Origin of the sequence: Rhizobium sp. CFBP 13644 (assembly GCF_014842165.1) — a bacterium.
Lineage (GTDB): Bacteria > Pseudomonadota > Alphaproteobacteria > Rhizobiales > Rhizobiaceae > Agrobacterium > Agrobacterium tumefaciens_C.
The window spans coordinates 60,648-84,827 of sequence record NZ_JACYVF010000001.1 but is presented as its reverse complement, the minus strand read 5'-3'; the positions used below and the strand labels follow the sequence as shown (position 1 = coordinate 84,827).

Below are 24,180 nucleotides of genomic sequence, written 5' to 3'. Positions count from 1 at the left end.
TGCCTATATTGAATATGTAGCACAAATAGCGCGCCCTGCGGGGATTGCAAGGCGCACATGGTCATCAATTCGCTGGTGCCGGAGTGGTCGTTGCTGGTGCATCGTCCACAGGTGTCTGCTCGGTTGCACCTTCTGGCGGCTTGCCGAGAATGCGCGCCCGGATTTGCGGTTCGATATTATCGGGAAGCGCTGCCTCGAGCTTGGCAACAAGACCATCCAGGAACGGCTTGGACTTGGCCTGGGTGACCCATTCGGGCTGCGTGCGCACGTCTACCAGCCAGTTCCAGAAGGCAACGGCAACGACCAGCAGAAGAATGCCGCGTGCCGCACCGAACAGGAAGCCAAGGGTACGATCCAACGCGCCGATGCGGCTATCGATGATAAAGTCGGCGATGCGGGATGTGATGAAGGAAATGACGATCAGCGCGACAAGGAAGATAACGCCAGCCGAACCGGCAATCGCGATCTTGTCGTCATCGGTGTAGTTGCGCGCATAGGGCAACAGTACGGGATAGAGATAATAGGCGGCCGCAACCGAGCCGCCCCAACTGGCGATGGACAGGATTTCACGCGAAAACCCGCGCACCATGGCGAGGATAGCGGAGAAAAGCACAACGGCAATAACTATGCCGTCGAAAATCGTAATGGGCATCTACCAACTCCGGAGAACGCGACAGTGAATGGGAGCGCCACTGTGCCAATTTTCGTTCCTCATACACTAGCCGTTTAGCCAGCGAAAGGATCAATATTAGTCTTCCTCAACCTGTCTGAACCGGCTGCCCGACCCCGCGATACGTGCGACGAGATCCGGCAGGCTTTCGATTTCCGTCCAGCGCCCCTTGCTGCCCTTCGGCAACTCAGCTGAGGCTGAAGGCAGGAATGCGCTGGAAAAGCCGAGTTTTTCAGCCTCTTTTAACCGTTGACCTGTTTGCGAAACAGGCCTGACCGCGCCCGACAGGCTGACCTCGCCGAAATAGACGCAATCGGCGGGCAGGGCAAGACCGGCAAGGGATGAAACCAGTGCAGAGGCAATCGCCATATCTGCTGCAGGCTCGGAGATACGATAGCCGCCGGCAATGTTGAGGTAGACGTCATGGCTGCCCAGCTTTACGCCGCAATGGGCCTCCAGTACGGCAAGGATCATGGCGAGGCGCGACGAATCCCAGCCCACGACGGCTCTGCGCGGCGTTCCAAGCGATGTGGGGGCCACCAGCGCCTGTACTTCCACAAGAACGGGGCGCGTTCCCTCCATGCCCGCGAAAACGGCAGCGCCGGGTGACTTCTCGTTGCGCTCGCCCAGAAACAGCTCTGATGGATTGGATACTTCCCGCAGACCCTTGTCCGACATTTCAAACACGCCGATTTCGTCGGTTGGACCAAAGCGGTTCTTCACCGTGCGCAGAATGCGGTAGTGATGGCCGCGATCGCCTTCGAAATACAGCACCGCATCGACCATATGCTCGACAACACGCGGACCGGCGATCTGGCCGTCCTTTGTGACGTGGCCGACGAGCACCATGGTTGCGCCAGTCTGCTTGGCAAAGCGGATCATCGCCTGAACGCCCGTGCGCACCTGCGTGACCGTGCCGGGTGCGGAATCAGCTGTGTCGCTCCACAGCGTCTGGATCGAATCGATGATGATCAGATCCGGCCGCTTGCCTTCGGATATTGTTGCCAGAATATCTTCGACGTTGGTCTCTGCAGCCAGGAGGACGTCCGTATCTGCTGCCCCAAGGCGCTGGGCGCGCAGGCGGACCTGGGCCACCGCTTCTTCACCCGAGACATAGACAATGCGATGGCCGCGACGCGAAAGGGCGGCGGCGGCCTGCATCAGAAGGGTGGATTTTCCGATGCCCGGATCACCGCCAATCAGGACTGCCGATCCGCGCACGAAACCGCCGCCGGTTGCGCGATCCAGCTCGCCCATGCCGGTGGGAATGCGCGGTGCTTCCTCTATTTCTCCAGAGAGTGAGGTTAGGGTGACGGGGCGGCCCTTTTTCGGCGTTTTGCCGGGTCCAGAACCGATGCCACCCATCGGATCTTCTTCGACAATCGTGTTCCACTCGCCGCAGCCTTCGCATTTGCCTGCCCAACGGGTGTGGACCGTGCCGCAGTTCTGGCAGATGAATTGTGTCTTGGCTTTGGCCATGAATGTCTATTTTCTTTGCGTTGGGAAACTTAACTGAAGGGACCTTCGATCACCTTTTGTTCTCATTAGCACAGGTTGCCGGTGCTTTCCAAGAGGCAATCAATGGCTCACTCGTCTTCGACAAGATATTGCCGCTCATAACGCAGCCCAAGCCCCGTCAGCATTTCGTAACCGATGGTGCCTGCCGCGCGCGCCACGTCATCGACCGCGACGTTTGGACCAAAAAGCTCGATATAGTCGCCAGCACGGATGGCGTTGGGCGGTACGTCCGTCACGTCGAAAATCGTGAGGTCCATGGTCACGCGGCCAGCGACGGGCACCTTGTGGCCATTGATGAAACCATGAGCGCCGCCATTGCCCATGTCTCGCAGCGGGATGCCTGAGCCGGAGAGCGAGCGATGGTAGCCATCGGCATAACCCACCGAGGCAATCGCCAGCCGACTGGCGCGTTTCAGGCGATGGGTTCCGCCGTAACTCACCGTCTGGCCTTCACCGGCATCGCGGATCTGGATAATCCGGGCCTCGGCCTTGGCAACCGGGCGCATGGGATTTGTCATGTCATTGACCGCTTCGCCGCCATAAAGAGCGATGCCGGGGCGGGTGAGATCGAAATGGTAATCGGCGCCGAGGAAGATTCCAGCGGAAGCTGAAAGGCTTGATTCGATACCTTCGAAAGCCTGGCTAACCTGCCGGAATGATTCGAGCTGCAACGCGTTCATCGGCGATGATGGTGTGTCGGCGCAGGCGAGGTGGGAGAGGACAAGCACGGGATCGAAGCTGGCCGGGCGTGTCGAGTCCTCAGCCAGAAACAGCGCATCCTCCAGCGACAAACCAAGCCGGTTGAAACCCGTATCGACATGCAGTGCGAAGGGATGGTCGCCGCGCTCCGCCAAGGTTCGCATCCAGAAGGAAAGCTGTTCTTCAGAGGCGATAACCGGCACGAGGTCATTGTTGAAAACATGGCCTTCCTGTCCTGGCCATAGGCCAGACAGCACGAAAATGCGGGCTTCTGGCGCATGCGGGCGCAGGGTCACGCCTTCAGCAACGGAGGCGACGAAAAAATCACGGGCACCCGCGTGATAGAGCGTTTCCCCGCAGTCCTCTATCCCCATTCCATAGGCATCGGCTTTGACGACGGCACTGGCGCGCGCCTTGCCGGAACGTCTGGCCATATCTCGCCAATTATCCGCAAGTGCTGCAAGATCGATGGTAACGCGCAGCGGCGCGATGTCGAAGGCATCGTTCTCAGTGTCGGAAAAGCTGTCGTCGAACTCGTCTGTCATGATTTCCATACCGTGAAAAAACTGCGCCCCGCGCTATCGGTAAGGGCGGGGCGAAATCCGGGGCGTTATGTCTCTTCGTATTGCGTGAATGAAGGGTCTGCAAGGTCTGCGAAGCGGGTGAACTCCGACTGGAACTGCAGCTTCACCGTGCCGGTCGGTCCGTGACGTTGCTTGGCGATGATAACGTCTGCCGTGCCTTTGACCTTGTCGAACAGGGCTTCCCATTCGCCATATTTCGGATCGGAAATATCGCGGGGTTCCATGTTCTTGACGTAGTATTCTTCACGGAACACGAACAGCACCACGTCGGCGTCCTGCTCGATGGAACCCGATTCGCGAAGGTCGGAGAGTTGCGGGCGTTTGTCTTCGCGGCTTTCCACCTGACGGGAGAGCTGGGAGAGCGCAATGATCGGAACATTGAGTTCCTTGCCAAGCGCCTTCAAACCCGTGGTGATCTGGGTTATTTCCTGCACGCGGTTTTCGCCTGATTTGCCGGAACCAGTCATCAGCTGAATATAGTCCACCACCAAGCAATCAAGGCCGCGCTGGCGCTTCAATCGACGCGCGCGGGCGGAAAGCTGCGCGATGGAAATACCACCGGTCTGGTCGATATAGAGCGGCACTTTCTGCATCATCTGGCTGCAGGCAACGAGCTTTTCGAAGTCGGCCTCGGTGATTTCACCACGGCGGATTTTCGAGGATGACACTTCGGTCTGCTCGGAGATGATACGGGTTGCCAGCTGCTCGGACGACATTTCGAGCGAGTAGAAACCTACAACGCCGCCATTCTTGGCCTTGTAGGTACCATCCGGCTGAATTTCCTGCTCGTAGGAGGCGGCAATATTATAGGCGATGTTGGTAGCAAGCGAGGTCTTGCCCATGCCCGGGCGTCCGGCGAGCACGATCAAGTCAGAGCGCTGCAAGCCACCCATGCGGGCATCCAGCGAGTGGATACCGGTGGAAATGCCCGACAGGTTCCCGTCACGCTCGAAGGCCGCCCCCGCCATGTCGATGGCAAGCGAAACGGCGTCGTTGAAGGATTGGAAGCCACCGTCGTAGCGGCCCGTTTCGGCAAGTTCGAACAGGCGGCGCTCTGTATCTTCGATCTGCGTTTGCGGCGGCATGTCAAGCGGCGCGTCATAGGCGATGTTGACGACATCCTCACCGATCTGGATGAGGGCGCGGCGCAGGGCAAGATCGTAGATGGCGCGGCCATAATCTTCGGCGTTGATGATCGATACGGCGTCTGATGCGAGGCGCGCGAGATATTGCGCAACCGTGAGGTCGCCAATCTTGCCGTCAGCGGGCAGAAACGTCTTGATCGTGACCGGGTTGGCGGTCTTGCCCATGCGGATGATATCGCCCGCCACTTCGAAAATCTTGCGGTGAAGCGGCTCATACAGATGCACGGGCTTCAGAAAGTCGGAGACGCGGTAATAGGCGTCGTTGTTGACGAGGATGGCACCCAGCAGCGCCTGTTCCGCTTCAATGTTGTTGGGCGCCTCGCGGTAGAGCGGTTCGGCAGCCGGGGCGGGGGTGATCTTTCTCACAGGGTCGTTCATGGTTTTCTGTGATCTCCCTTGAGGCTGGTTCGGAGCCTTCGTTTCTTGCAAGCCTGCCGGTTTGAAGGCAGCGGCCGCAGCAGTCAAGGACAATGCGGCAACAGTGAGTGAGAGCTTGCCGGATTGGTAACAGGCGACCGCATGCCAGATGTTTTCAACACTAATCCACAGGCTGGCCCACAGCCGCGCCGAATCGTTCCCAGTCTGCCATGAGTTTACGGCATGGCAGCTATTTCAACAAAGAGACTTGCAAATCCTCAATCTCAAAAATACATAGGATGGCAATAGGTAGCGTGCTAATTATAAGGTCTATTGACTTGTCCCGTGCGACAGAAAAAGAACAGCTTTTTGATGAGATGGCGGCCTTCAACCGCAAGCTCAGGTCATTCTTCGATGCAAGGGTGGCAGAGCAGGGGCTGACGCTTGCTCGAGCGCGTGCGCTTTTCGCGCTGTCTCGCCGTGGTCCGCTGACGCAAAAAGAGCTTGCCGAGGAGTTGGAGATCGAAACGCCGACGCTTGTGCGCGTGCTGGATGCCATGGAGAAACAAAACCTCATAGAGCGGCGTTCTGATGAAAACGACCGCCGGGCAAAGCGCATACATATGACGCCCGAGGGTATCACGACATTTGAGGATGTGCATATGCAGGCGAAATCCATGCGGGCTGACATCGCAGCCGATATCTCGACGGATGATATAAGCGCTGCTTTGCATGTCGTTCGCCGTCTGTCTGCCAATCTGCACAACCTTTCCGGTGAAAAGGGGCAGTCGTGAGCAACGCGGTTTCAAACATCCCTGACGTGAACGATGAGGCTGCAAAGCAGTCACCAGAAGCGCCTGCCGCGCCCGCTCAACCGCCGGAAAAATCCTTCTTCCAGAAACTGCTCTATGTGGCCGCTGGCCTGTCCTTCTTCGTGACTCAGGGCATGGGCATGAACATTGTCATGGCCAATATTTATCAGTTGCAGGGTGAGTTTTCAGCGACAGTGGCTGAGGTCGCCTGGCTTTCGGCGGCCTACATGGCGCCTTACGCCACCTTCTCGATTGCGCTTTTCAAGGTCCGCCAGCAATACGGATTGCGGCCCTTCGCCGAGATCAGCATCATCTGTTTTGTGCTGGCATCCTTGCTCAACCTCTTCGTAACGGATATCCACTCGGCAATTGTCGTGCGCTTCGTCAGCGGCATGGCGGCTGCTCCGCTATCTTCGCTCGGCTTTCTCTACATTCTCGAAGCCTTCCCCGCGCAACGTAAGCTGACGCTGGGCCTGAGTATTGCGCTGACCGGCACGCTTCTGTCTTCACCGCTTGCCCGCATCGTTTCGCCAGATCTGCTGGATATTGGTGGCTGGCAGGCGCTTTACACCATGGAAGTGGGGCTTGCTCTTGCCGTTCTGCCCATCATCTACCTGCTGCCGCTTACAGCGCCGCCGCGCGTGAAGGTCATCGAGCGTGTCGATATATTGAGCTATCTGCTCTTTGCCGGTGGGCTTGGCTGTCTCGCCGTGTTTCTCACGCTTGGCCGTTTCTATTGGTGGTTCGAGACGTGGTGGCTGGGCGTGTTGCTGGCAACCTCCATCGGCCTGCTGGCGCTGATGGTGATGATCGAGCTGCCGCGCAAAAATCCGATGCTGGATTTGCGATGGATATTCTCACGCACCAATCTGCATCTGATTGCAGTTCTGCTGATCTATCGCGCCGTGTCTTCAGAGCAATCGTCAACAGCGGTCAGCCTTTACCAGCAACTGGGCCTGTTGAACGAGCAGACGACCGAACTCTATGCCTTGATTATCCTTGCCACGGTGCTGGGTGGAGCCTTCTGTGCGTTGCTGATGTTGACGAAATATGTCGATACCGCCCACGTCATCGCGCTGGCGCTGATTGCTGCGGGGGCATTTATGGACAGTGGGCTTACCAATGTGGTGCGGCCGGAACAGATGTATCTCAGCCAGGCCATGATTGCGTTCGGCGCTGCCATGTTCCTGCCGCCCGTCATGGCCAAGGGGTTTGGCGCTGCATTGGCGAAAGGCCCGCCTTACCTCGTCAACTTCATCACCATTTTTCTGTTCACGCAGATTACCGGATCGATGCTGACGACAGGGATATTGGGGTCTTTCGTCACGCTGCGGGAAAAATTCCACTCTAATATTCTGGTGGAAAGCATTCTCTTGCAGAACCCGCAGGTGGTGCAACGCATCACTCAACTGTCCGGCGCCTATGCCCATGTCATCACCGACCCTGCACTTCTCAAAGCGGAAGGCCTATCGCTGCTTGGGCAGCAGGTCACACGCGAGGCTTATATTCTGGCCTATAACGACACGTTTCTGTTGATTTCCGTGTGTGCTGCTGCTGCTCTTGTGATGCTTCTGCTGCACCTTGCCTGGTTACGGATCAAGCCTTTGCTGAAAAGCGGGCAAGTCACTGTTGCCACGTCTCAATCCTGATTGTCCGGGAAAATAAAATGCTGAAGAAAATACTGACTCCTCTTACTCTCATTGTTCTCCTGGGCGGCGTGGCCGGTGTGGCGCTTGTGCTTTACGCATGGCGCTTGCCACCATTTTCCACCTCGGTCGAAATGACTGATAATGCCTATGTGCGCGGCTATGTGACGACCATGAGCCCGCAGGTCAGCGGATACATTGTCGATGTGCCGGTCAAGGATTACCAGCAGGTCAAGCAGGGAGACCTCTTGGCCAAGGTGGATGACCGCATTTTCCGCCAGAAGCTTGCACAAGCCGAAGCGTCTCTGGACAGCCAGAAGGCGGCGTTTGATAATTCCCGCCAGCTGGAAATCGCGGCCAAGGCCAATATTGCCTCTGGCGAGGCTGCCGTCGATAGCGCCGAAGCATCCCTGAAGCAGGCCCAGCTTGCCTCTGACCGTCAGGATAATCTCGTTCGCAGCGGTGTGGGCACATCCAGCGTGCAGGAAGAAGCGCAAGCCAGCCTCGAAAAGGCGCGGGCTGGTCTCTCCCAGTCCAAGGCGGCGCTTGAGGTAACCCGGCAGGATCTCCAGACCATCATCATCAACAGGGGCTCGCTGCAGGCAGCAGTCGCAAATGCGGAAGCAGCCGTCGAACTTGCGAAGATCGATCTGCAAAATACCGAAATCCATGCGCCAAGAGATGGCAAGCTGGGCGAGGTCGGTGTTCGCGTTGGTCAATATGTGGCGGCAGGTACGCAACTGATGGCGGTGGTGCCGAACGACATATGGGTGGTCGCCAATTACAAGGAAACCCAGCTTGCCGGAATGGAAGTGGGGCAGGCAGTTTCTATTTCTGTGGATGCGTTGCATCGCAGAAAGCTGACCGGAAAGGTCGAACGCTTCGCGCCCGCCGCCGGTTCGGAATTTGCCGTTATCAAGCCGGACAATGCCACGGGCAATTTCGTGAAGATCGCTCAGCGCATGGGCGTGCGGATCTCCATTGATCCTGATCAGCCGCTGGCCTCAGAGCTTTCGCCGGGCATGTCTGTTGTGGTGCGTGTGGATAAGAGCAGCGCGCCGACGGGAGTGGCGAAAGCTGGCAACTGAGGTTGTCAGCTCCTAGCGTACGTCGTCCCAGCCGGTGGGTAGGCAGAAGATTTCACGGAAGCCTTGCTCACCGGCGGGTGTCACTCGAAGGGCGCGGCTTTCATTCTTGCGCGCCAACCAACCAAGTTCGAGCGTCCGTTGCATGAGCGCCTGTCCCACACGCCCGCCAATGTGATAACGCCGCTCGCTCCAGTCCAGGCAGGTGCGGCAGAGGGGGCGTTTCGAGCGGCTGTCATTCTGGAGTTCAATCCCGAAGCTGCTGAGGAAATCCTCGCCATCGCTGGTCACGACCGCACCTTCGTCTGACATGATGATCCTGCCGCTTGCAGCCAAACTGTCGGCCATGGCGACGCCGAGCTTACCCGCAATATGATCGTAACAGCTGCGGGCGATACGCATGTCCCGTTCCTTCGGGCCTGTCGGATGGTGCCGAGGCGGGCCATCTGCGGCAATCGTCATCAGCGCATCAATGCCGTGTGCTACCTGCGGCGAGGCGAGCCGGTAATAACGGTGCCGTCCCTGCTTGACGGCAGCGAGCAATTTCGCGTCCACCATCTTTGCAAGATGGCCGCTGCCGGTTTGCTGGGTGACGCCCGCCTGCCGCGAAAGCTCTCCCGCCGTCAGCGCCTGACCGCCCATGAGCGCGCACAGCATATTGGCGCGGGTCGTATCGCCGATAAGGCTGGCAATGGCGGCAATGGTGTTAGGTGAAGCGATGTTTGTCATGGTCAAACCGTATCACCAACACTCTGGAACGTCAGCCTGCGATGGTTCGGTCGTGGCCGATGCATTCGGCCTCCATATGCTCCTATAGGGACGGGGATATCTCCCTGAAGGATCATGAAATGACTGGTAAAATTGCGTTGTTACGAGAACTTGGGCTGCTTCTGCTTTTGAGTTGTCTTTGGGGCAGTTCCTATACGCTGATCAAGATCGGCATAGAGTCCATTCCACCCATCACCCTGATCGCTGCGCGCACCGCGATTGCAGGCGCTGTTTTGGTTGCGATACTCTACATGCGCGGGCTACGGCTGCCGAAGGATTATCGATCGTGGAGGGGATTTGCGATCCAGGCCGTCCTTAACAGTGTCGTGCCGTTCACCCTCATTGCATGGGCGGAGCATCACATCGACGCAGGCTTGGCCGTTGTCCTCAATTCGTTGACGCCGGTTTTTACATTCCTTCTGACTATCCTGATCACGCGCCACGAATCGACAAGCACGAGGAAATTGTTCGGCGTTGTGCTCGGGTTGGCGGGGACTGTCGCCATGATTGGCATGGAGGCGCTCAACGGATTGGGAAGTGTGGTGCTGGCGCAGTTTGCCGTTGTCGTCGCGACCGTCTTCTATGCGGGTGCAGCCATCTTCGGGAAAAGCTTCAAGGATATCGATCCGATGATCCCGGCAGCTGGATCGCTGATCTGCGGCGCTGTCATGCTCGTTCCGGTCAGCATTATGGTAGATCGCCCGTGGGAGCTGGAACCATCCATGGCCTCATTGCTTGCCTTGGTCGGCCTGTCCGTCTTTTCGACCGCAGCAGCCTTCACGATCTACTTCAGGCTGATGCGAACGTTGGGCTCCTTGGGAGCAACGGCGCAGGCCTATCTGCGCGTGCCAATCGGCGTCGCCATCGGCGTTGTGTTCCTGGGAGAGCAACTTCACGTTACTACGTTGATCGGTCTCGTTTGCATTCTGACAGGTGTTATAGGCATGACGCTTCCAGCGCGCCGCGTATCCATTGTCTGAACACATGCACACCACGGGCGGGAGCAAGGAGCCGTACAAGCAAAAACCCCGGATGTTGCCATCCGGGGTTTTGCTTTAGCCCGAGAGCTAAGAACGATTACTCGTCGTCGCCGTCGCGGTCTGCGTCTGGATCAAAGAAGTCTTCTGGACGAAGAGCATCTTCGTCAACGCCATAGATGGCGTCAGCAGATGTCAGGCTTTCGCCCTTGGACTGGCGCTCGGCTTCTTCAGCAGAACGGGCAACGTTCAGTTCAACCTGAAGCTCGACTTCGGCATGCAGGTGAAGTGTAACATTGTGCAGACCAATGGTCTTGATCGGTGTGTTCAGCTCGACCTGGTTGCGACCGATGTTGAAGCCTTCTGCGCCGAGGATTTCGACAACGTCACGGGCAGCAACAGAGCCGTACAGCTGGCCGGTTTCGCCAGCGGAACGAACAACGATGAAGCTCTTGCCAGCCAGCGCGTCTGCAACTGTCTGTGCTTCAGTCTTGCGCTCGAGGTTGCGGGCTTCAAGCGTAGCGCGCTCAGACTCGAAACGGGTCTTGTTGTTGGCGTTGGCGCGAAGTGCCTTGCCCTGTGGCAGCAGGAAGTTACGTGCATAGCCATCGCGAACCTTTACGGTTTCGCCCATCTGGCCAAGCTTGGCGATACGTTCGAGAAGAATGACTTCCATCTTCTTGATCCTTTCTAGTTTTTGGTTTCGTTGTTGTTGTCGGTTTTCCGTGGTGGAGTGAGAGAGATCGTGCTGCGCACGTCGCTCAGACCCAAGACGAGAATGATGAGCAGCGGAAAGACAAAAACCGCTGAGATATAGCTGAGAACCAGAACCGGCCAGCGCCAGTCCTTGCCCTTTGATCTGTGATGCAGCGAAGCATAGCCCGCCATCAGGAAGCCCGCGCCGAAGGTGCCGCAAACAACGGCGCCAAGCATGGCAACAGTGCCGCCGACAAAGGTCATGACGATGCCGCCGAGGAAGATGAAGATCGCATTGCGATGCATGCGCAACGCGGCTGAGATGTCTTCGCGTGGGCGAAGTCCCTTGCCGAAGGAGCGCACCATGCGGCTTGCGAAATAATAAGCGGCAAACAGCATGATGACCCAGAGGCCGCCCTGAATCATGGGCAGCATGAGAACCAGCAGTGTCTTGGTTTGCCCAAGGGCTGTCGCGTCAGGCGTGAAACCGGATTCACGCGCCTGCACCGAGCTCATCATCACGTCTACCAGTTGCGAAACGAGTTCAGGGCCGTAGCCGATCATCGTGCCGAGAATGATGACGGAAAGCGTGATGAGGCCGCACAGATGCAGAATGATGCCAGAAAGCGGATACCATGCCAGCAGGTCTTCAGGACCACCAAGTTCCGACGCGGGACGCGCCAGATTGGCCAGGTGGGAAAGCCACGCGGCTGGAACGAGCGTGAAAATCGAAATCGTAACAGCAAAAATGGGAGAAACGGCAAGCGCGCCAAGGGCTGCGGCTGTCAGCACGGCAACGATGGCCGAAGCATTGCCCCAGCCGAAACCGGCGACAAGCACGGGCATGGCGGATGCAGCGTAGAGCAGGAAAGACATGGACGACTGTGCGGTTGCGCCGAGCGTGAGAAACGCTGCGCATATGCCGGCTAGGATGCCGGGAATCAGCACTGTCTGGTTCAGTTTTGGCACTTCGCTGTCCTGCTGGAATTCCGTAGCAGTTAGAGGATGGTTCAGATGAACCCGATCCCCAACATGGGATTTCATTTCAAGGTCGATCCACGCCCAACGTGGAAGGATGTCGTTCAAGGAACGAGGCCGCGCCGGAGCGCAGCCTCGGATAGATTATTAAGACAGAACGTAAGGCAGCAGGCCGAGGAAACGAGCGCGCTTGATCGCCTGAGCGAGTTCGCGCTGCTTCTTCTGCGAAACAGCTGTGATACGGGAAGGAACGATCTTGCCACGCTCAGAAATGTAGCGCTGCAGAAGACGTACGTCCTTGTAGTCGATCTTCGGAGCGTTTGCGCCGGAGAACGGGCACGTCTTGCGACGGCGGTGGAAAGGACGGCGTGCCTGGGAAGAGGATGCGTCAGCCATAGTCAATTCTCCTTATGCACGGTCTTCGCGCGGACGGCGCGGACGGTCTTCACGGTCACCGAAGCCACCTTCGCGAGGCGGACGAGGACCACGATCGAAGCCGCCTTCACGCGGGCCACGGTCTGGACGGTCGCCATCGCGGCGAGGACGGTCGTCACGATCGCGCTTCTGCATCATTGCAGATGGGCCTTCTTCGTGCGCTTCAACAGCGATGGTCATGTAACGAAGAACGTCTTCGTTGATGCGCATCTGACGCTCGATTTCGTGGATCGCCGGTGCAGGAGCATCGATGTCCATCAGAGCGTAGTGAGCCTTGCGGTTCTTCTTGATGCGGTATGTCAGGGACTTCAGGCCCCAGTTTTCGACGCGTCCGACCTTACCGCCGTACGATTCGATAACGCCCTTGTACTGCTCGACAAGTGCGTCAACCTGCTGGGCAGTGATATCCTGCCGGGCAAGGAAGATGTGTTCGTAAAGAGCCATTTAAGCTTTGCCTTTCTTGCGTTTCATTCATCACCCGGCAACGGCGCTAAGCCTCAACGACTGCTCCTGATTGGCAAAAGCCAAGGGCAAGAAAAGCGTTGTTCGAGACGGTCGAGAGCGGAGACACGGGAGGCCGGAAAAACCTTATGGTTCCTGCTGTTTCGAAATTCGAAACCAGCCCTCCGTTCAGCCACCAGCCATATGACCGGGTGTTGTGAACAGCGCGCTTATACGGATTTTTGACCGGAATGCAAGGCTATTCACAAATAGGGGCCGCCATGAGGCCCCGAAAGGCGGTATGGCGGGTAGGGGTGTCAATTGTAGACGGCCAGAGAATCAGATCGGCATTGGATATTGGCGATGAATCTCGGCGATGCCCTTCAATACCTCTTCCGACAGCTTGATGTCGGCTGCTGCTATATTAGTCTTCAATTGCTCCATCGTGGTCGCGCCAATGATGGATGACGCCATGAAGGGACGCGATAGCGTGAAGGCGATGGCAAGCTGTGCAGGATCGAGGTCGTGTGCGTATGCAAGCTCAAGATAGGCTTTCACAGGCGCTTCCTGCAAAGGCTGCAAGCGGCCACCAATATCCTGATTGATAGAAGCGCGAGAGCCTTCCGGGCGTGCACCGCTCTGGTATTTGCCGGTCAGAATGCCACCAGCCAGCGGCGAGTAGGCCAGAAGGCCGACATTCTCATGATGCGCGACTTCGGCCAGATCCAGATCGAAGGGGCGATAGAGCAGATTATACTCATTCTGGATGGAGGCAATGCGTGGCAGGCCATGGGCCTTTGCAATGTCGATATATTTCTGCGTGCCCCAGGCGCTCTCATTGGAAAGGCCGATGGCCCGGATTTTTCCAGCCTTGACCAGTTCATCCAAGGTTTCCAGCTTCTCGGTGATTTCAGCGAGGGTCTTCTCGGTGTTCTGGGTGGAGGCGTCAAAGCTCCAGACGCCACGGAAATGGTAGGTGCCGCGGTTTGGCCAATGGATCTGGTAGAGGTCGATGTAATCGGTCTTGAGGCGTTTGAGGCTAGTTTCGACGGCCTCGCGGATAGACGCCGCATCAATCTCGCGACCGCCTCTGATATAATCGCGCCCGGAGCCTGCAACCTTGGTGGCCAGAACAACGTCCTTGCGCCTGCCGGTCTTTTCAAACCACGTTCCGATATAGTCTTCTGTGCGACCCTGCGTCTCAGCCGAAACCGGTGTTGTGGGATAAAGCTCTGCGGTGTCGAAGAAATTCACGCCCTGCTCAAGAGCATAATCCATTTGCTCGTGCGCTTCCGCTTCTGTGTTCTGAGTACCCCAGGTCATTGTGCCCAGGCAAATCTCAGACACGGAAATGCCCGTGCGACCCAACATATTTTGTTTCATGAAACATCTCACTCACTTGGAAGGTGGCTAGAACGTAGTATCGAAATGCGGCGGCGCAAGAAAAAAGTATTCCGATCTGTGCCTGTGGATGAGATCGCGGAAATCCGCTCAAAATGCCCTTAAAAAGTTGAAAGCCTTGACTTCCGAAGCTGGAATGTGAATGGAAATTCACGATTTGCAGGCAAGGCCGGACTTTTGGCCAGATAAGAAGGACAATATCCCATGGCTATTGCATTCACATTTCCAGGGCAGGGCAGTCAGGCTGTTGGTATGGGCAAAGAGCTCGCCGACAACTTTGCAGAGGCGCGTGCGGTTTTCGAAGAGGTCGATGAGGCCCTCGGACAGAAGCTTTCAGACATTATCTGGAACGGCCCAGAGGAAACGCTGACGCTGACCGCCAATGCCCAGCCTGCGCTCATGGCCGTTTCGGTCGCCGTCATGCGCGTGCTGGAAGCCAAGGGCCTTTCGTTGGCCAATAAGGTTTCCTACGTTGCTGGTCATTCACTTGGCGAATATTCCGCCTTGTGCGCTGCTGGAACATTCTCGCTTTCCGATACTGCTCGCTTGCTGCGCATTCGCGGCAATGCCATGCAGGCCGCTGTTCCAGCCGGTGAGGGCGCCATGGCTGCCATAATTGGTCTCGAGCACAGCGATGTCGAGGCAATCTGCGCGCAGGCTGCTGCCGATGGCGTCTGCCAGATCGCCAATGATAATGGCGGCGGTCAGCTCGTCATTTCCGGTGCCAAGGCACCCGTTGAGAAAGCCGCAGCGCTTGCGACGGAAAAAGGTGCCAAGCGCGCCATCATGCTGCCTGTTTCTGCGCCTTTCCATTCCGCATTGATGGCACCTGCGGCGCAGGCCATGCGCGAGGCGCTTGCAAGCGTCGGCAAGCATAACCCAGTCGTGCCTGTCGTTGCCAATGTTCGCGCTGCTCCAGTTTCTGACGCCAATGAGATCGCAGATCTTCTGGTGGAGCAGGTCACCGGCCAGGTGCGTTGGCGCGAGACAGTGGAATGGTTTGCTGCCAATGATGTAACCACACTTTACGAAATCGGATCAGGCAAGGTGCTGACCGGGCTTGCCCGCCGTATAGACAAGTCCGTGACCGGCATTTCGCTCAACACGCCAGCTGATATCGACGCTGCACTTCAGACCCTTATCGGCTGATCCAAGAGACACAGAAAGGACGAACACGATGTTTGATCTGACGGGCCGCAAGGCTCTTATCACAGGCGCTACCGGCGGCATCGGCGAAGAGATTGCCCGCACGCTCCACGCCCAGGGCGCGATTGTGGGTCTTCACGGCACCCGCGTTGAAAAGCTGGAAGCGCTGGCGACGGAACTTGGCGATCGCGTCATGGTCTTCCCGGCAAATCTTTCCGACCGCGCCGAAGTGAAAGCGCTGGGCGAAAAGGCTGAGGCTGAGCTTGGCGGCGTCGATATTCTCGTCAACAATGCCGGTATCACCAAGGACGGCCTGTTCGTTCGCATGAGCGATGAAGACTGGGACAATGTCATCGAGGTCAACCTGACCTCCACATTCCGCCTGACGCGTGAGCTGACGCATCCCATGATGCGCCGCCGCTTTGGTCGCATCATCAACATCACGTCCATCGTCGGCGTGACGGGCAATCCCGGTCAGGCCAACTACTGCGCCTCCAAGGCCGGTATGATCGGCTTTTCCAAGTCGCTGGCGCAGGAAATTGCCACGCGCAACGTTACCGTCAACTGCGTGGCTCCCGGCTTCATTGAAAGCGCCATGACAGGAAAGCTCAATGACAAGCAGAAAGATGCTATCATGGGTGCTATTCCCATGAGGCGGATGGGCACGGCGACGGAAATCGCATCTGCCGTTCTCTATCTCGCATCCAACGAAGCCAGCTACATGACGGGTCAGACCCTGCATGTGAATGGCGGCATGGCGATGATTTAATATCTGCCCCAAACGGGGCGCAGAGGGAAAAATGCCTGTAGAGCAAGATGCTTAGCATTATTTTAAGGCTTTTTTCCCGCTGGAAACCGTGTTAAGCGGGCGAAGACTGTGAACAGTCGTCCCGGAAACAAAAGCGACCGTTGCGATTTCTTAGCGCGATGTTTAGCTTGAGACGGGTTGAACGGGTTTGCCCAAGGCGTCTGCTGAAAAGGCGCCTGGGGGTTTTAACAGGGCAGGATGCCTAAAGAGGGCATTCCTTTCAAAGTAAAGGTCGAGGAAACCGACATGAGCGATATCGCAGAACGCGTAAAGAAAATTGTAGTTGATCATCTTGGCGTTGACGCCGAAAAAGTCGTCGAAGGCGCAAGCTTTATCGACGATCTGGGCGCTGACTCGCTCGACACCGTTGAACTGGTCATGGCTTTCGAAGAAGAATTCGGCGTTGAAATTCCAGACGACGCAGCGGACTCGATCCTTACAGTCGGCGACGCTGTAAAGTTCATCGAAAAGGCTCAGGCCTGATCGTTTGAAATGCTTAGGGGAGGCCTGCGCCTTCCCGATATGGCCCGGCCAGTCCGGGCCAATATTTTATTCTCTGATGACTTGCGTCATCAGAATGGCATCCTAAATGCCTTACGCGCGCGTAACCGTCGGGTCTACAGCGTGTTATAGACTTGAAATATACGCATTGCCCTCGCGAAAATCGCTTCCGGTTTTCGGGCCGATGCGCTAGCGATGATAGGGTTAGGGGCGGAGCATTGACGATGAGACGTGTCGTTATCACCGGTACCGGCATGGTATCTCCTCTTGGCTGTGGAACAGAAATCAGCTGGCAGCGCCTTCTCGCGGGCCATAATGGTGCTCGTCTCGTCACAGAGTTCGAAGTCGAGGATCTTCCTGCAAAAATCGCTTGCCGTATCCCTGTTGGTGACGGCACCGAAGGCACCTTCAACGCTGACGACTGGATGGAGCCTAAAGAGCAGCGCAAGGTCGATCCCTTCATCGTTTACGGCATGGCTGCCGCTGAAATGGCGTTGAAAGACGCCAACTGGCACCCATCCACCGGCACAGACGAAGACCAGATTATGACGGGCGTTCTGATTGGCTCCGGCATCGGTGGTCTGGAAGGTATTGTCGAGGCTGGCTATACGCTGCGCGACAAGGGCCCACGCCGTATCTCTCCATTTTTCATTCCCGGCCGTCTGATCAATCTCATTTCCGGCCAGGTTTCCATTCGCCACAAGTTGCGTGGCCCCAACCACTCCGTTGTAACCGCCTGCTCAACCGGCGCGCACGCCATTGGTGATGCTGCGCGGCTGATCATGTTGGGGGATGCCGACGTGATGGTCGCCGGAGGCGCCGAATCGCCTGTTTGCCGCATCTCGCTTGCCGGTTTTGCTGCCTGCAAGGCGCTTTCCACCCAGCACAATGACGATCCGCAGAAGGCTTCGCGCCCCTATGACCGGGACCGCGATGGTTTCGTCATGGGTGAGGGTTCCGGAATTGTGGTTCTGGAAGAGCTGGAACACGCCAAGGCGCGTGGCGCAAAGATCTACGCGGAAGTCGTAGGCTACGGCCTGTCCGGCGATGCGTTCCATATCACGGCACCATCCGAAGACGGTGAGGGCGCTTATCGCTGCATGGCCATGGCGCTGAAGCGTGCGGGTCTCGCGCCTTCCGATATCGACTATATCAACGCCCATGGTACATCGACCATGGCCGACACGATTGAGCTTGGCGCTGTCGAGCGTCTCGTGGGTGATGCCGCATCGAAGATTTCGATGTCGTCCACCAAGTCGGCAACGGGCCACCTGTTGGGTGCTGCTGGTGCAATCGAGGCGATCTTCGCCGTGCTGGCCATCCGCGATAACATCGTGCCGCCAACGCTCAATCTCGATAATCCCGATGTCGAGACTGCCATCGATCTCGTGCCCCACACAGCGCGCAAGCGTAAGGTCGATGTCGCCTTGTCAAACTCCTTCGGTTTCGGCGGCACCAACGCCTCGCTGGTGTTGCGTCGTTACGAAGGCTGACAAGGCTTTCTGAGGGTCGCATCTTGAATGCGACCTTCGTCTCACGTCCAGTCGATCGTGCAGGTCAGTATCGATCAAGCTTGCGCTGTTACAAGCGATCTCGCCTGATTGGTCGAGGGCTTGATTTTTCGCTGCTTCGTATATGTTCCGGATGTTGATCTAACTGTGCAGAATGGCCTGCCGAACCTGTTTTTGCCGCATTGACTGCTCATTAAGCCGCTGTAATGCTGAACTGAAAAGGACCGCCGGTGAGCGATACGAGAGAGAACAATCAGGCCCCTCAAGGACGCGAAGGCTTCACTGAGAGCAAGGGTGGCCCGATCATTCCGAAATCACCGACTGAAGCTCTAAGACCGGAGAAGGTTCCGTCTCCGCCAAAGCGTTCCCGCAAGGCTCACAGCCAGCTGGTTATCTTCCTCAATTTCCTTATGACGCTGGTTGTGGCTGTCTGCATCATTGCCATCGCTGGCTTTTATTACATGCTGAATTCGTTTCACGAGGCAGGTCCTCTGGAGACGAATACGACGATTACGGTGCGCAACGGTGCCGGGCTTGCGGAAATTGCCAGCAATCTGGAGCGAAGCGGCGCGATTTCCAACGCCCGCATTTTTCGCCTGATGGCTGACAAGTATCTCGCGGGCGGTCAGACGCCGAAGCCTGGTGAATACGAAATCAAAGCCCGTACCTCGATGAAAGATATTCTGGCTTTGCTCGAATCGGGCAAATCCATTCTTTATTCCGTGGCAATGCCGGAAGGGCTGACGGTCAAGCAGATGTTTGCACGTCTCGCGGCTGAACCGGTGCTGGAGGGCAATCTGCCCGCCGAATTGCCAGCGGAAGGTTCCTTGCGCCCCGATACATACCCCTTCACCCGCGGCACAAGGCGCGAAGAAGTGGTTGATCAGATGCGCGTTGCCCAATCGCGTCTGGTGCAGGCCATATGGGAACGTCGCGACCCTGATCTTCCGCTCAAGACGATCGAGGAATTCGTCACACTCGCATCAATCGTGGAGAAGGAAACCGGCAAGGACGATGAGCGCGGCCATGTCGCATCGGTGTTCTACAACCGCATGAAAAAGAACATGCGCCTGCAATCTGACCCGACGATTATCTACGGATTGTTCGGTGGCGAAGGAAAGCCTTCTGACCGCCCGATCTATCAGTCGGACCTCCAGAAAGAGACGCCGTTCAACACCTACATTATCCGCGGTCTGCCACCGCACCCGATTGCCAATCCGGGTCGTGCTGCGCTGGAGGCGACTGCCAATCCGTGGCGCACCGACGATCTCTATTTCGTGGCGGATGGCTCGGGTGGCCACGCCTTTGCCAAGACATTGGACGAGCACAACGCCAATGTTCGCCGCTGGCGCAAGATCGAGGCCGAGAAGGCTGCGGCTGGTGGAACGCCCGAAGGCGTGGTGGACGGTCAACCAGCCGGATCACAAGCCGAGCGTCCCGCGACAAACAATTGATATGATACACCGCTGCAGCCCCATGGCTGCGGCGGTTTTTCGAGGGGTATATTTGATGGCATTGCAATCCATGACTGGCTTTGCGCGGAGCGAAGGCTCGTGCGGGCGGTTCCGATGGACATGGGAACTCCGCTCCGTCAACGGCAAGGGCCTTGATCTTCGTCTAAGGCTGCCAACCGGCATGGAAGCGCTCGAAGCCGATTTGCGGGACATTGCTTCGAAAAGCCTTTCGCGAGGGAATATCCAGGCGGGCCTTAGCGTTGCCACGGCAGAGGCAAGGCAGGAGGCTGTCATCAACCGTGATGCTCTGGATGCCGTTCTCGCACTGAAACGGGATCTCGGGACCGTCGTCAGTGATGCGCCGCTCAGCCTGGACACCTTGCTGTCCATTCGTGGTCTTGTGGAGTTCAAGGAGCCGGAGGAAAGCGCCGACGCGCAAGAGACACGCAACCGCGACATCATCGAAGGTTTCGTGGCCGCAATATCGGCTTTGACCACCATGCGCGAGCGGGAAGGGGCAACCCTTCATACGATCCTGTCCGGCCATATCGACCGCATAGAGCAGCTCACAGCAACCATCGAAGCCGATCCCTCGCGTCAGCCAGAGCAGATCCGCGCGCGCCTTTCGGCGCAGATTGCGTTGATTGCCGGTGGCACCAGTGGGCTGGACAGCGACCGTCTGCACGCCGAGGCAGTTCTGCTTGCCACCAAGGCGGATTTGCGGGAAGAAATTGACCGTTTGAACGGCCATGTTGCGGCAGCGAGAGACCTTTTGAACGGCGGTGTGCCAGTTGGACGCAAGCTCGATTTTCTTGCACAGGAATTTAACCGCGAGTCCAATACTATCTGTTCCAAATCCAATGCCAGTGCTGTAACCGCTGCTGGTATAGAATTGAAAGTCGTGATCGATCAATTCCGCGAACAGGTCCAAAATCTGGAGTAGACCCCATGGCGTCCGCCAGCAATCCTCCCGTCCATATCGCCCGCAGGGGCTTGATGCTGGTCATCTCCTCGCCATCGGGCGCAGGCAAATCCACCATCGCCCGCAATCTGCTGGAAAAAGACAAGAATATCAGCCTGTCCGTCAGTGTAACGACGAGACCGCGCCGCCAGAGTGAAATCGACGGAATTCACTACCAGTTCATTTCCAAGCGTGATTTCGAGCGCATGCGGGATGGGGAAGAACTGCTGGAATGGGCCGAAGTGCACGGCAATTTCTACGGCACACCGCGTGAGCCTGTTGAAACAGCCATGGCCGAAGGCAAGGACATGCTGTTCGATATCGATTGGCAGGGCGCTGAGCAGCTGCAGGACAAGATGAAAGCGGATGTCGTTTCCATCTTCATTCTGCCCCCCACCATGACCGAGCTACAATCTCGCCTGCATCGCCGGGCAGAGGATACGGAAGAGGTCATACAGACGCGTCTGGCCAATTCTCGCTCCGAGATCGAGCACTGGCGCGACTACGATTATGTCATCCTCAACGATGACCTGCAGGCGGCTTTCGAAGCCATTGAAGCCATCGTAAAAGCAGAGCGCGTTCGCCGCGACAGGCGCCATGGCATGTTCGATTTCGTGCGCGAATTGCTGGAAGAAGTGCCGGCGCTGCCGAGCCGCTAAGGCTGACAAAGGTTCCGGTCAGATTGATACATCTCGCGGTCTACAAGCCGCGAGATTTTTTTTAGCGTGCGTCGCCCATCATATTCGCCAGTCGCACGAATTCTTCCACAGACAGCGTCTCAGCGCGGCGCGTTGGGTCGATACCGGCCTTTTCCAGCAAAGCTTCACCACCGATGGATTTGACGCTCTGGCGCAGCATCTTGCGGCGCTGGCCGAAGGCAGCTTCTGTCACCTTTTCCAGATTGGTCACTTCGCAGGGCAGAGGCTTTTCTCTGGGCAGAAGATGCACCACCGTCGACGTTACTTTAGGCGGCGGGCTGAAGGCCTGCGGCGGCACGTCGAATGCCATTTCTGGAACCGTGCGCCAACCGGTGAGAACGCCAAGACGTCCATAATGGTTGTCACCTTCTTCCGCCACGATCCGCTGCCCAACCTCTTTCTGGAACATCAGCGTGAGTGACAGCCAGAAAGGTGGCCACTGCCGCGGCGTAAGCCAGTTGATGAGCAACTGCGTACCAACATTATAGGGGAGGTTCGCGATGATGCGCACCGGTTCGCCATGGGCGACCATGGTCTCGAAATCCGTCTTCAGCGCATCGCCCTCAATGACCTCCAGACGCCCGGGATAATGATCGGCGATTTCTGCAAGTGCAGGAATGCAGCGACTGTCGCGCTCGACCGCGATGACTTTCTTCGCGCCCAGTGAAAGGATCGCACGCGTGAGGCCACCTGGCCCAGGACCAACCTCGAAGACGGTTACGCCCTCAAGCGGCCCCGCCGTCCGGGCGATCTTCTGCGTCAGGTTCAAATCGAGCAGGAAGTTTTGCCCAAGCGATTTTTTCGCATCCAGTCCGTGCCGCTCGATGACGTCGCGAAGTGGAGGCAGACCATCAATGCCTGCCATTATGCGTTCGCCCGCCGCGTCGCGATTTCGGATGCCATTTTCAAAGCGGCAACGAGGCTCGATTCGTTGGCGATGCCTTGTCCGGCAATGCCAAAGGCTGTGCCGTGATCGGGCGATGTGCGGATGAAGGGCAGGCCAAGCGTGACATTGACAGAATCATCGAAGCCGAGCGCCTTCGCCGGGATGAGCGCCTGATCGTGATACATGCACACGGCAACATCATAACGTCTTCGTGCGGCATCATGGAACATGGTATCGGCTGGTAAAGGACCAAAGGCGTCGATACCATCCTTGCGCAGCTGCACTGTCGCGGGGTGGATGATGTCACCATCCTCAGTGCCAATCGCGCCATCTTCGCCCGCATGTGGGTTTAATCCAGCAACGGCAAGGCGAGGGGTTTGGATGCCAAACTTTTCCTTCAGATCAGCAGCAATGATGCGGCAGGTCTTGACGATCAACTCTTCTGTGAGTGCGCCTGGAACTTCGGCAATCGGGATGTGGATCGTCACAGGGACAACACGCAGTTTCGGTCCGGCAATCATCATAACCGGCGTGGTGGCCTGTCCTGTCAGTTTTTTGGCAAGCTCTGCCAGAAACTCGGTATGGCCGGGATAGCCAAAGCCAGCTTCGTAAAGCACAGACTTCGCAATGGGATTGGTGACAACAGCCGAGACGCGCTTGTCGACGGTAAACTGCACTGCAGTCTCAATCGCCTTGATGGTGGCAAGTGCCGCACCAACATGCGGTTGACCGGCAAGAACATCAAATCCGACTGGAATTGCAAACACCGGCAAGGCATTGGGGAAAATCGCCGCCGCCTGCTCGGGCTCGCATATTTTGACAGGGCAATCGATGCCAAGAAGATGGGCGCGGCTGCTGATGACGTCAGGATCGCCAACCAATATGAATGGCGGCAGCCCAAGCTCTTTGCGCTTTGACCAAGCCACAATCGTGATATCGGGACCGATCCCGGCCGGGTCGCCTTGGGTAACAGCAAGGGTGATGTTTTGCAGGGTCAAGAAAGACACTTTCTCGTCAGGTGCTGGTAATCTGGGCTTTCTTGCGGAGCTCGTCGAGATATTTCTTCTCGTTCGGGTTTTCGCCTTTTTCAGCCTTTGTCAGGTCTTCCGCACGGAAAACGACCTCGGCTGCGTAGTCGTCAGATACCTGCTGCTTCTTGCAGATCGCCAGATATTCGACACCCTTTTCGGTAACGCGGGTTCCGGTGGTGCCACCTTCCGGTGTCTTTTCCACCAGTGGCTTCCAATCCGGCGGCAATTCGGGCTCGAGCATCCGACCAAGATCCTTGATGGAGACATCAAGCATCGTTGCCGCAAATGTCTTGCCCTGTTCGCAGCCGGGATACCGTTTGCGAGAGGCTTCAGCTTCGGACTTACGCTTGCCTGTGATGGCACTGCGCTTCGCTTCTGGAATCACAAAAATGATCTGCTGCAGAAAATACTCGTTGGTCACAGGCTTGTCGCCACGCTCTTTCAGGCGCGTGACGAAATCCTGCGTCGACATCTTGTTTCTGCCGCCATAGCGCGCGTTGACCAGACGAGGCCAGCTCATCTGAACTGCGATGAACGATTTGAAGTGTTCAGCGCCAACGCCAGCCTGCGCAAGAACCTTGGTCAACTGATCCGTCGTCATCTTGTTGGTGGAGGCGAAGCGGGCAAATGACGCGTCAACATCAGCCGTGCTGACAGACATTTTGACGCGTCCAATTTCTTCACGCTTCAGCGCTTCATCGATCAGCTGCTCACGCGCTTTTTCAGCGAGATTTCCAGACTGGCGCTGCAATTTGAGAAAGGCAACGCGTCTGGCAATGTCATCACTGGTGATCGGTGTCTTGTTGACAACGACCTTGACCGTATTGGCTGCGAAAGCATCCTGAGCGGGCAAGGTAACGATCATGGGAACTGCGAAAATCGCGAAGGCGAATGCTACACTGCGCAACGCCGTCTTTCCGAGTTTCATCCTGTTCTCTCCCTGTCGATAAGCCACTGAACAGCGTCACGGCT

Annotated in this window: 24 protein-coding genes; 11 read left to right on the top strand and 13 right to left on the bottom strand. The window is 57.2% G+C overall.

The genetic code is table 11. From position 1 onward, the window contains the following. Nucleotides 1-64: 64 nt before the first annotated feature. The 4 genes from IFT53_RS00390 to IFT53_RS00375 all read right to left on the bottom strand — a co-directional run bounded on the left by IFT53_RS00390 (nucleotide 65) and on the right by IFT53_RS00375 (nucleotide 4,994). The gene (locus IFT53_RS00390; RefSeq protein ID WP_192063755.1) at nucleotides 65-652 is read right to left on the bottom strand and encodes a CvpA family protein; all 588 of its coding nucleotides are present in this window, start codon (nucleotides 650-652) and stop codon (nucleotides 65-67) included. A gap of 96 nt (nucleotides 653-748) precedes the next feature. Next, nucleotides 749-2,149 carry a DNA repair protein RadA gene (gene radA, locus IFT53_RS00385; RefSeq protein ID WP_042618606.1) on the bottom strand — a complete coding sequence of 467 codons (1,401 nt, stop codon included), beginning with the start codon at nucleotides 2,147-2,149 and terminating at the stop codon, nucleotides 749-751. A 107-nt stretch (nucleotides 2,150-2,256) separates the two neighbouring features. Continuing rightward, nucleotides 2,257-3,432, bottom strand: a complete 1,176-nt coding sequence (gene alr, locus IFT53_RS00380; protein ID WP_192063756.1) for an alanine racemase — start codon at nucleotides 3,430-3,432, stop codon at nucleotides 2,257-2,259. A 65-nt stretch (nucleotides 3,433-3,497) separates the two neighbouring features. Then, on the bottom strand, nucleotides 3,498-4,994 hold the full coding sequence (locus tag IFT53_RS00375; protein WP_042618605.1) for a replicative DNA helicase: 1,497 nt from the start codon (nucleotides 4,992-4,994) through the stop codon (nucleotides 3,498-3,500). Nucleotides 4,995-5,311: 317 nt separating this feature from the next. Between IFT53_RS00375 and IFT53_RS00370 the strand changes: the two genes are divergently transcribed. The 3 genes from IFT53_RS00370 to IFT53_RS00360 all read left to right on the top strand — a co-directional run bounded on the left by IFT53_RS00370 (nucleotide 5,312) and on the right by IFT53_RS00360 (nucleotide 8,519). After that, on the top strand, nucleotides 5,312-5,767 hold the full coding sequence (locus IFT53_RS00370) for a MarR family winged helix-turn-helix transcriptional regulator (protein WP_192063757.1): 456 nt from the start codon (nucleotides 5,312-5,314) through the stop codon (nucleotides 5,765-5,767). A 152-nt stretch (nucleotides 5,768-5,919) separates the two neighbouring features. Next, nucleotides 5,920-7,434 carry an MFS transporter gene (locus IFT53_RS00365; protein ID WP_244656231.1) on the top strand — a complete coding sequence of 505 codons (1,515 nt, stop codon included), beginning with the start codon at nucleotides 5,920-5,922 and terminating at the stop codon, nucleotides 7,432-7,434. Nucleotides 7,435-7,451: 17 nt separating this feature from the next. Next, nucleotides 7,452-8,519, top strand: a complete 1,068-nt coding sequence (locus IFT53_RS00360) for an HlyD family secretion protein (protein ID WP_192063759.1) — start codon at nucleotides 7,452-7,454, stop codon at nucleotides 8,517-8,519. A 12-nt stretch (nucleotides 8,520-8,531) separates the two neighbouring features. Here the strand turns inward: IFT53_RS00360 and IFT53_RS00355 are convergent, their stop codons facing one another. Further along, nucleotides 8,532-9,245 (bottom strand): ArsR/SmtB family transcription factor, encoded by a 714-nt coding sequence (locus tag IFT53_RS00355; RefSeq protein ID WP_192063760.1) that lies wholly within the window; start codon nucleotides 9,243-9,245, stop codon nucleotides 8,532-8,534. A gap of 119 nt (nucleotides 9,246-9,364) precedes the next feature. On the opposite strand from IFT53_RS00355, the gene IFT53_RS00350 reads away from it, so the two are divergent. Then, nucleotides 9,365-10,264, top strand: coding sequence for a DMT family transporter (locus IFT53_RS00350; protein WP_192063761.1), 900 nt, complete (start codon nucleotides 9,365-9,367; stop codon nucleotides 10,262-10,264). Nucleotides 10,265-10,361: 97 nt separating this feature from the next. Here IFT53_RS00350 and rplI read toward each other — a convergent pair whose 3' ends face one another. From rplI to IFT53_RS00325, 5 genes are all read right to left on the bottom strand, one after another. Beyond that, nucleotides 10,362-10,937, bottom strand: a complete 576-nt coding sequence (rplI, locus tag IFT53_RS00345) for a 50S ribosomal protein L9 (protein ID WP_042618601.1) — start codon at nucleotides 10,935-10,937, stop codon at nucleotides 10,362-10,364. Between the two features lie 14 nt (nucleotides 10,938-10,951). Continuing rightward, the gene (locus IFT53_RS00340; protein ID WP_192063885.1) at nucleotides 10,952-11,926 is read right to left on the bottom strand and encodes a DUF2232 domain-containing protein; all 975 of its coding nucleotides are present in this window, start codon (nucleotides 11,924-11,926) and stop codon (nucleotides 10,952-10,954) included. Between the two features lie 156 nt (nucleotides 11,927-12,082). Then, the gene (gene rpsR, locus IFT53_RS00335; protein WP_042618600.1) at nucleotides 12,083-12,331 is read right to left on the bottom strand and encodes a 30S ribosomal protein S18; all 249 of its coding nucleotides are present in this window, start codon (nucleotides 12,329-12,331) and stop codon (nucleotides 12,083-12,085) included. Nucleotides 12,332-12,343: 12 nt separating this feature from the next. Next, the gene (gene rpsF / locus IFT53_RS00330) at nucleotides 12,344-12,814 is read right to left on the bottom strand and encodes a 30S ribosomal protein S6 (protein WP_042618599.1); all 471 of its coding nucleotides are present in this window, start codon (nucleotides 12,812-12,814) and stop codon (nucleotides 12,344-12,346) included. A gap of 336 nt (nucleotides 12,815-13,150) precedes the next feature. Then, the gene (locus IFT53_RS00325; RefSeq protein WP_192063762.1) at nucleotides 13,151-14,194 is read right to left on the bottom strand and encodes an aldo/keto reductase; all 1,044 of its coding nucleotides are present in this window, start codon (nucleotides 14,192-14,194) and stop codon (nucleotides 13,151-13,153) included. Between the two features lie 222 nt (nucleotides 14,195-14,416). Between IFT53_RS00325 and fabD the strand changes: the two genes are divergently transcribed. The 7 genes from fabD (at nucleotide 14,417) to gmk (ending at nucleotide 21,252) form a co-directional block, all read left to right on the top strand. Next, nucleotides 14,417-15,361 carry an ACP S-malonyltransferase gene (fabD, locus tag IFT53_RS00320; protein ID WP_192063763.1) on the top strand — a complete coding sequence of 315 codons (945 nt, stop codon included), beginning with the start codon at nucleotides 14,417-14,419 and terminating at the stop codon, nucleotides 15,359-15,361. A 28-nt stretch (nucleotides 15,362-15,389) separates the two neighbouring features. Then, nucleotides 15,390-16,127: a 3-oxoacyl-[acyl-carrier-protein] reductase gene (gene fabG / locus IFT53_RS00315; protein ID WP_192063764.1), complete on the top strand. Its 738-nt coding sequence runs from the start codon at nucleotides 15,390-15,392 to the stop codon at nucleotides 16,125-16,127. 285 nt (nucleotides 16,128-16,412) lie between these two features. Continuing rightward, nucleotides 16,413-16,649 (top strand): acyl carrier protein, encoded by a 237-nt coding sequence (locus IFT53_RS00310; RefSeq protein ID WP_006727438.1) that lies wholly within the window; start codon nucleotides 16,413-16,415, stop codon nucleotides 16,647-16,649. 242 nt (nucleotides 16,650-16,891) lie between these two features. Further along, nucleotides 16,892-18,160: a beta-ketoacyl-ACP synthase II gene (gene fabF / locus IFT53_RS00305; RefSeq protein ID WP_192063765.1), complete on the top strand. Its 1,269-nt coding sequence runs from the start codon at nucleotides 16,892-16,894 to the stop codon at nucleotides 18,158-18,160. A gap of 248 nt (nucleotides 18,161-18,408) precedes the next feature. Then, complete coding sequence (gene mltG / locus IFT53_RS00300) at nucleotides 18,409-19,632, top strand: endolytic transglycosylase MltG (protein ID WP_042618594.1); 1,224 nt, start codon at nucleotides 18,409-18,411, stop codon at nucleotides 19,630-19,632. 55 nt (nucleotides 19,633-19,687) lie between these two features. Next, nucleotides 19,688-20,575, top strand: coding sequence for a YicC/YloC family endoribonuclease (locus tag IFT53_RS00295; protein ID WP_192063766.1), 888 nt, complete (start codon nucleotides 19,688-19,690; stop codon nucleotides 20,573-20,575). Between the two features lie 5 nt (nucleotides 20,576-20,580). Further along, entirely contained in the window at nucleotides 20,581-21,252 is a 672-nt protein-coding gene (gene gmk, locus IFT53_RS00290) for a guanylate kinase (protein ID WP_192063767.1), read from the top strand. A 61-nt stretch (nucleotides 21,253-21,313) separates the two neighbouring features. Here gmk and rsmA read toward each other — a convergent pair whose 3' ends face one another. From rsmA to IFT53_RS00275, 3 genes are read right to left on the bottom strand one after another with little or no spacing between them, the layout of a single operon-like run. Further along, nucleotides 21,314-22,156, bottom strand: a complete 843-nt coding sequence (gene rsmA / locus IFT53_RS00285) for a 16S rRNA (adenine(1518)-N(6)/adenine(1519)-N(6))-dimethyltransferase RsmA (RefSeq protein ID WP_042618591.1) — start codon at nucleotides 22,154-22,156, stop codon at nucleotides 21,314-21,316. Next, nucleotides 22,156-23,175, bottom strand: coding sequence for a 4-hydroxythreonine-4-phosphate dehydrogenase PdxA (gene pdxA, locus IFT53_RS00280; protein ID WP_192063886.1), 1,020 nt, complete (start codon nucleotides 23,173-23,175; stop codon nucleotides 22,156-22,158). The genes rsmA and pdxA overlap by 1 nt, the downstream gene beginning before the upstream one ends. Nucleotides 23,176-23,191: 16 nt before the next feature. Next, nucleotides 23,192-24,136, bottom strand: coding sequence for a SurA N-terminal domain-containing protein (locus IFT53_RS00275; protein WP_192063768.1), 945 nt, complete (start codon nucleotides 24,134-24,136; stop codon nucleotides 23,192-23,194). Nucleotides 24,137-24,180: the final 44 nt, after the last annotated feature.

Coding starts and splice junctions, on each gene's coding strand:
- IFT53_RS00390 (WP_192063755.1), bottom strand. CDS start 652: ATGCCCATTACGATTTTCGACGGCATAGTTATTGCCGTTGTGCTTTTC.
- radA (WP_042618606.1), bottom strand. CDS start 2,149: ATGGCCAAAGCCAAGACACAATTCATCTGCCAGAACTGCGGCACGGTC.
- alr (WP_192063756.1), bottom strand. CDS start 3,432: ATGACAGACGAGTTCGACGACAGCTTTTCCGACACTGAGAACGATGCC.
- IFT53_RS00375 (WP_042618605.1), bottom strand. CDS start 4,994: ATGAACGACCCTGTGAGAAAGATCACCCCCGCCCCGGCTGCCGAACCG.
- IFT53_RS00365 (WP_244656231.1), top strand. CDS start 5,920: ATGGGCATGAACATTGTCATGGCCAATATTTATCAGTTGCAGGGTGAG.
- IFT53_RS00360 (WP_192063759.1), top strand. CDS start 7,452: ATGCTGAAGAAAATACTGACTCCTCTTACTCTCATTGTTCTCCTGGGC.
- IFT53_RS00355 (WP_192063760.1), bottom strand. CDS start 9,245: ATGACAAACATCGCTTCACCTAACACCATTGCCGCCATTGCCAGCCTT.
- IFT53_RS00350 (WP_192063761.1), top strand. CDS start 9,365: ATGACTGGTAAAATTGCGTTGTTACGAGAACTTGGGCTGCTTCTGCTT.
- rplI (WP_042618601.1), bottom strand. CDS start 10,937: ATGGAAGTCATTCTTCTCGAACGTATCGCCAAGCTTGGCCAGATGGGC.
- rpsR (WP_042618600.1), bottom strand. CDS start 12,331: ATGGCTGACGCATCCTCTTCCCAGGCACGCCGTCCTTTCCACCGCCGT.
- rpsF (WP_042618599.1), bottom strand. CDS start 12,814: ATGGCTCTTTACGAACACATCTTCCTTGCCCGGCAGGATATCACTGCC.
- IFT53_RS00325 (WP_192063762.1), bottom strand. CDS start 14,194: ATGAAACAAAATATGTTGGGTCGCACGGGCATTTCCGTGTCTGAGATT.
- fabD (WP_192063763.1), top strand. CDS start 14,417: ATGGCTATTGCATTCACATTTCCAGGGCAGGGCAGTCAGGCTGTTGGT.
- fabG (WP_192063764.1), top strand. CDS start 15,390: ATGTTTGATCTGACGGGCCGCAAGGCTCTTATCACAGGCGCTACCGGC.
- IFT53_RS00310 (WP_006727438.1), top strand. CDS start 16,413: ATGAGCGATATCGCAGAACGCGTAAAGAAAATTGTAGTTGATCATCTT.
- fabF (WP_192063765.1), top strand. CDS start 16,892: ATGAGACGTGTCGTTATCACCGGTACCGGCATGGTATCTCCTCTTGGC.
- IFT53_RS00295 (WP_192063766.1), top strand. CDS start 19,688: ATGGCATTGCAATCCATGACTGGCTTTGCGCGGAGCGAAGGCTCGTGC.
- gmk (WP_192063767.1), top strand. CDS start 20,581: ATGGCGTCCGCCAGCAATCCTCCCGTCCATATCGCCCGCAGGGGCTTG.
- rsmA (WP_042618591.1), bottom strand. CDS start 22,156: ATGGCAGGCATTGATGGTCTGCCTCCACTTCGCGACGTCATCGAGCGG.
- IFT53_RS00275 (WP_192063768.1), bottom strand. CDS start 24,136: ATGAAACTCGGAAAGACGGCGTTGCGCAGTGTAGCATTCGCCTTCGCG.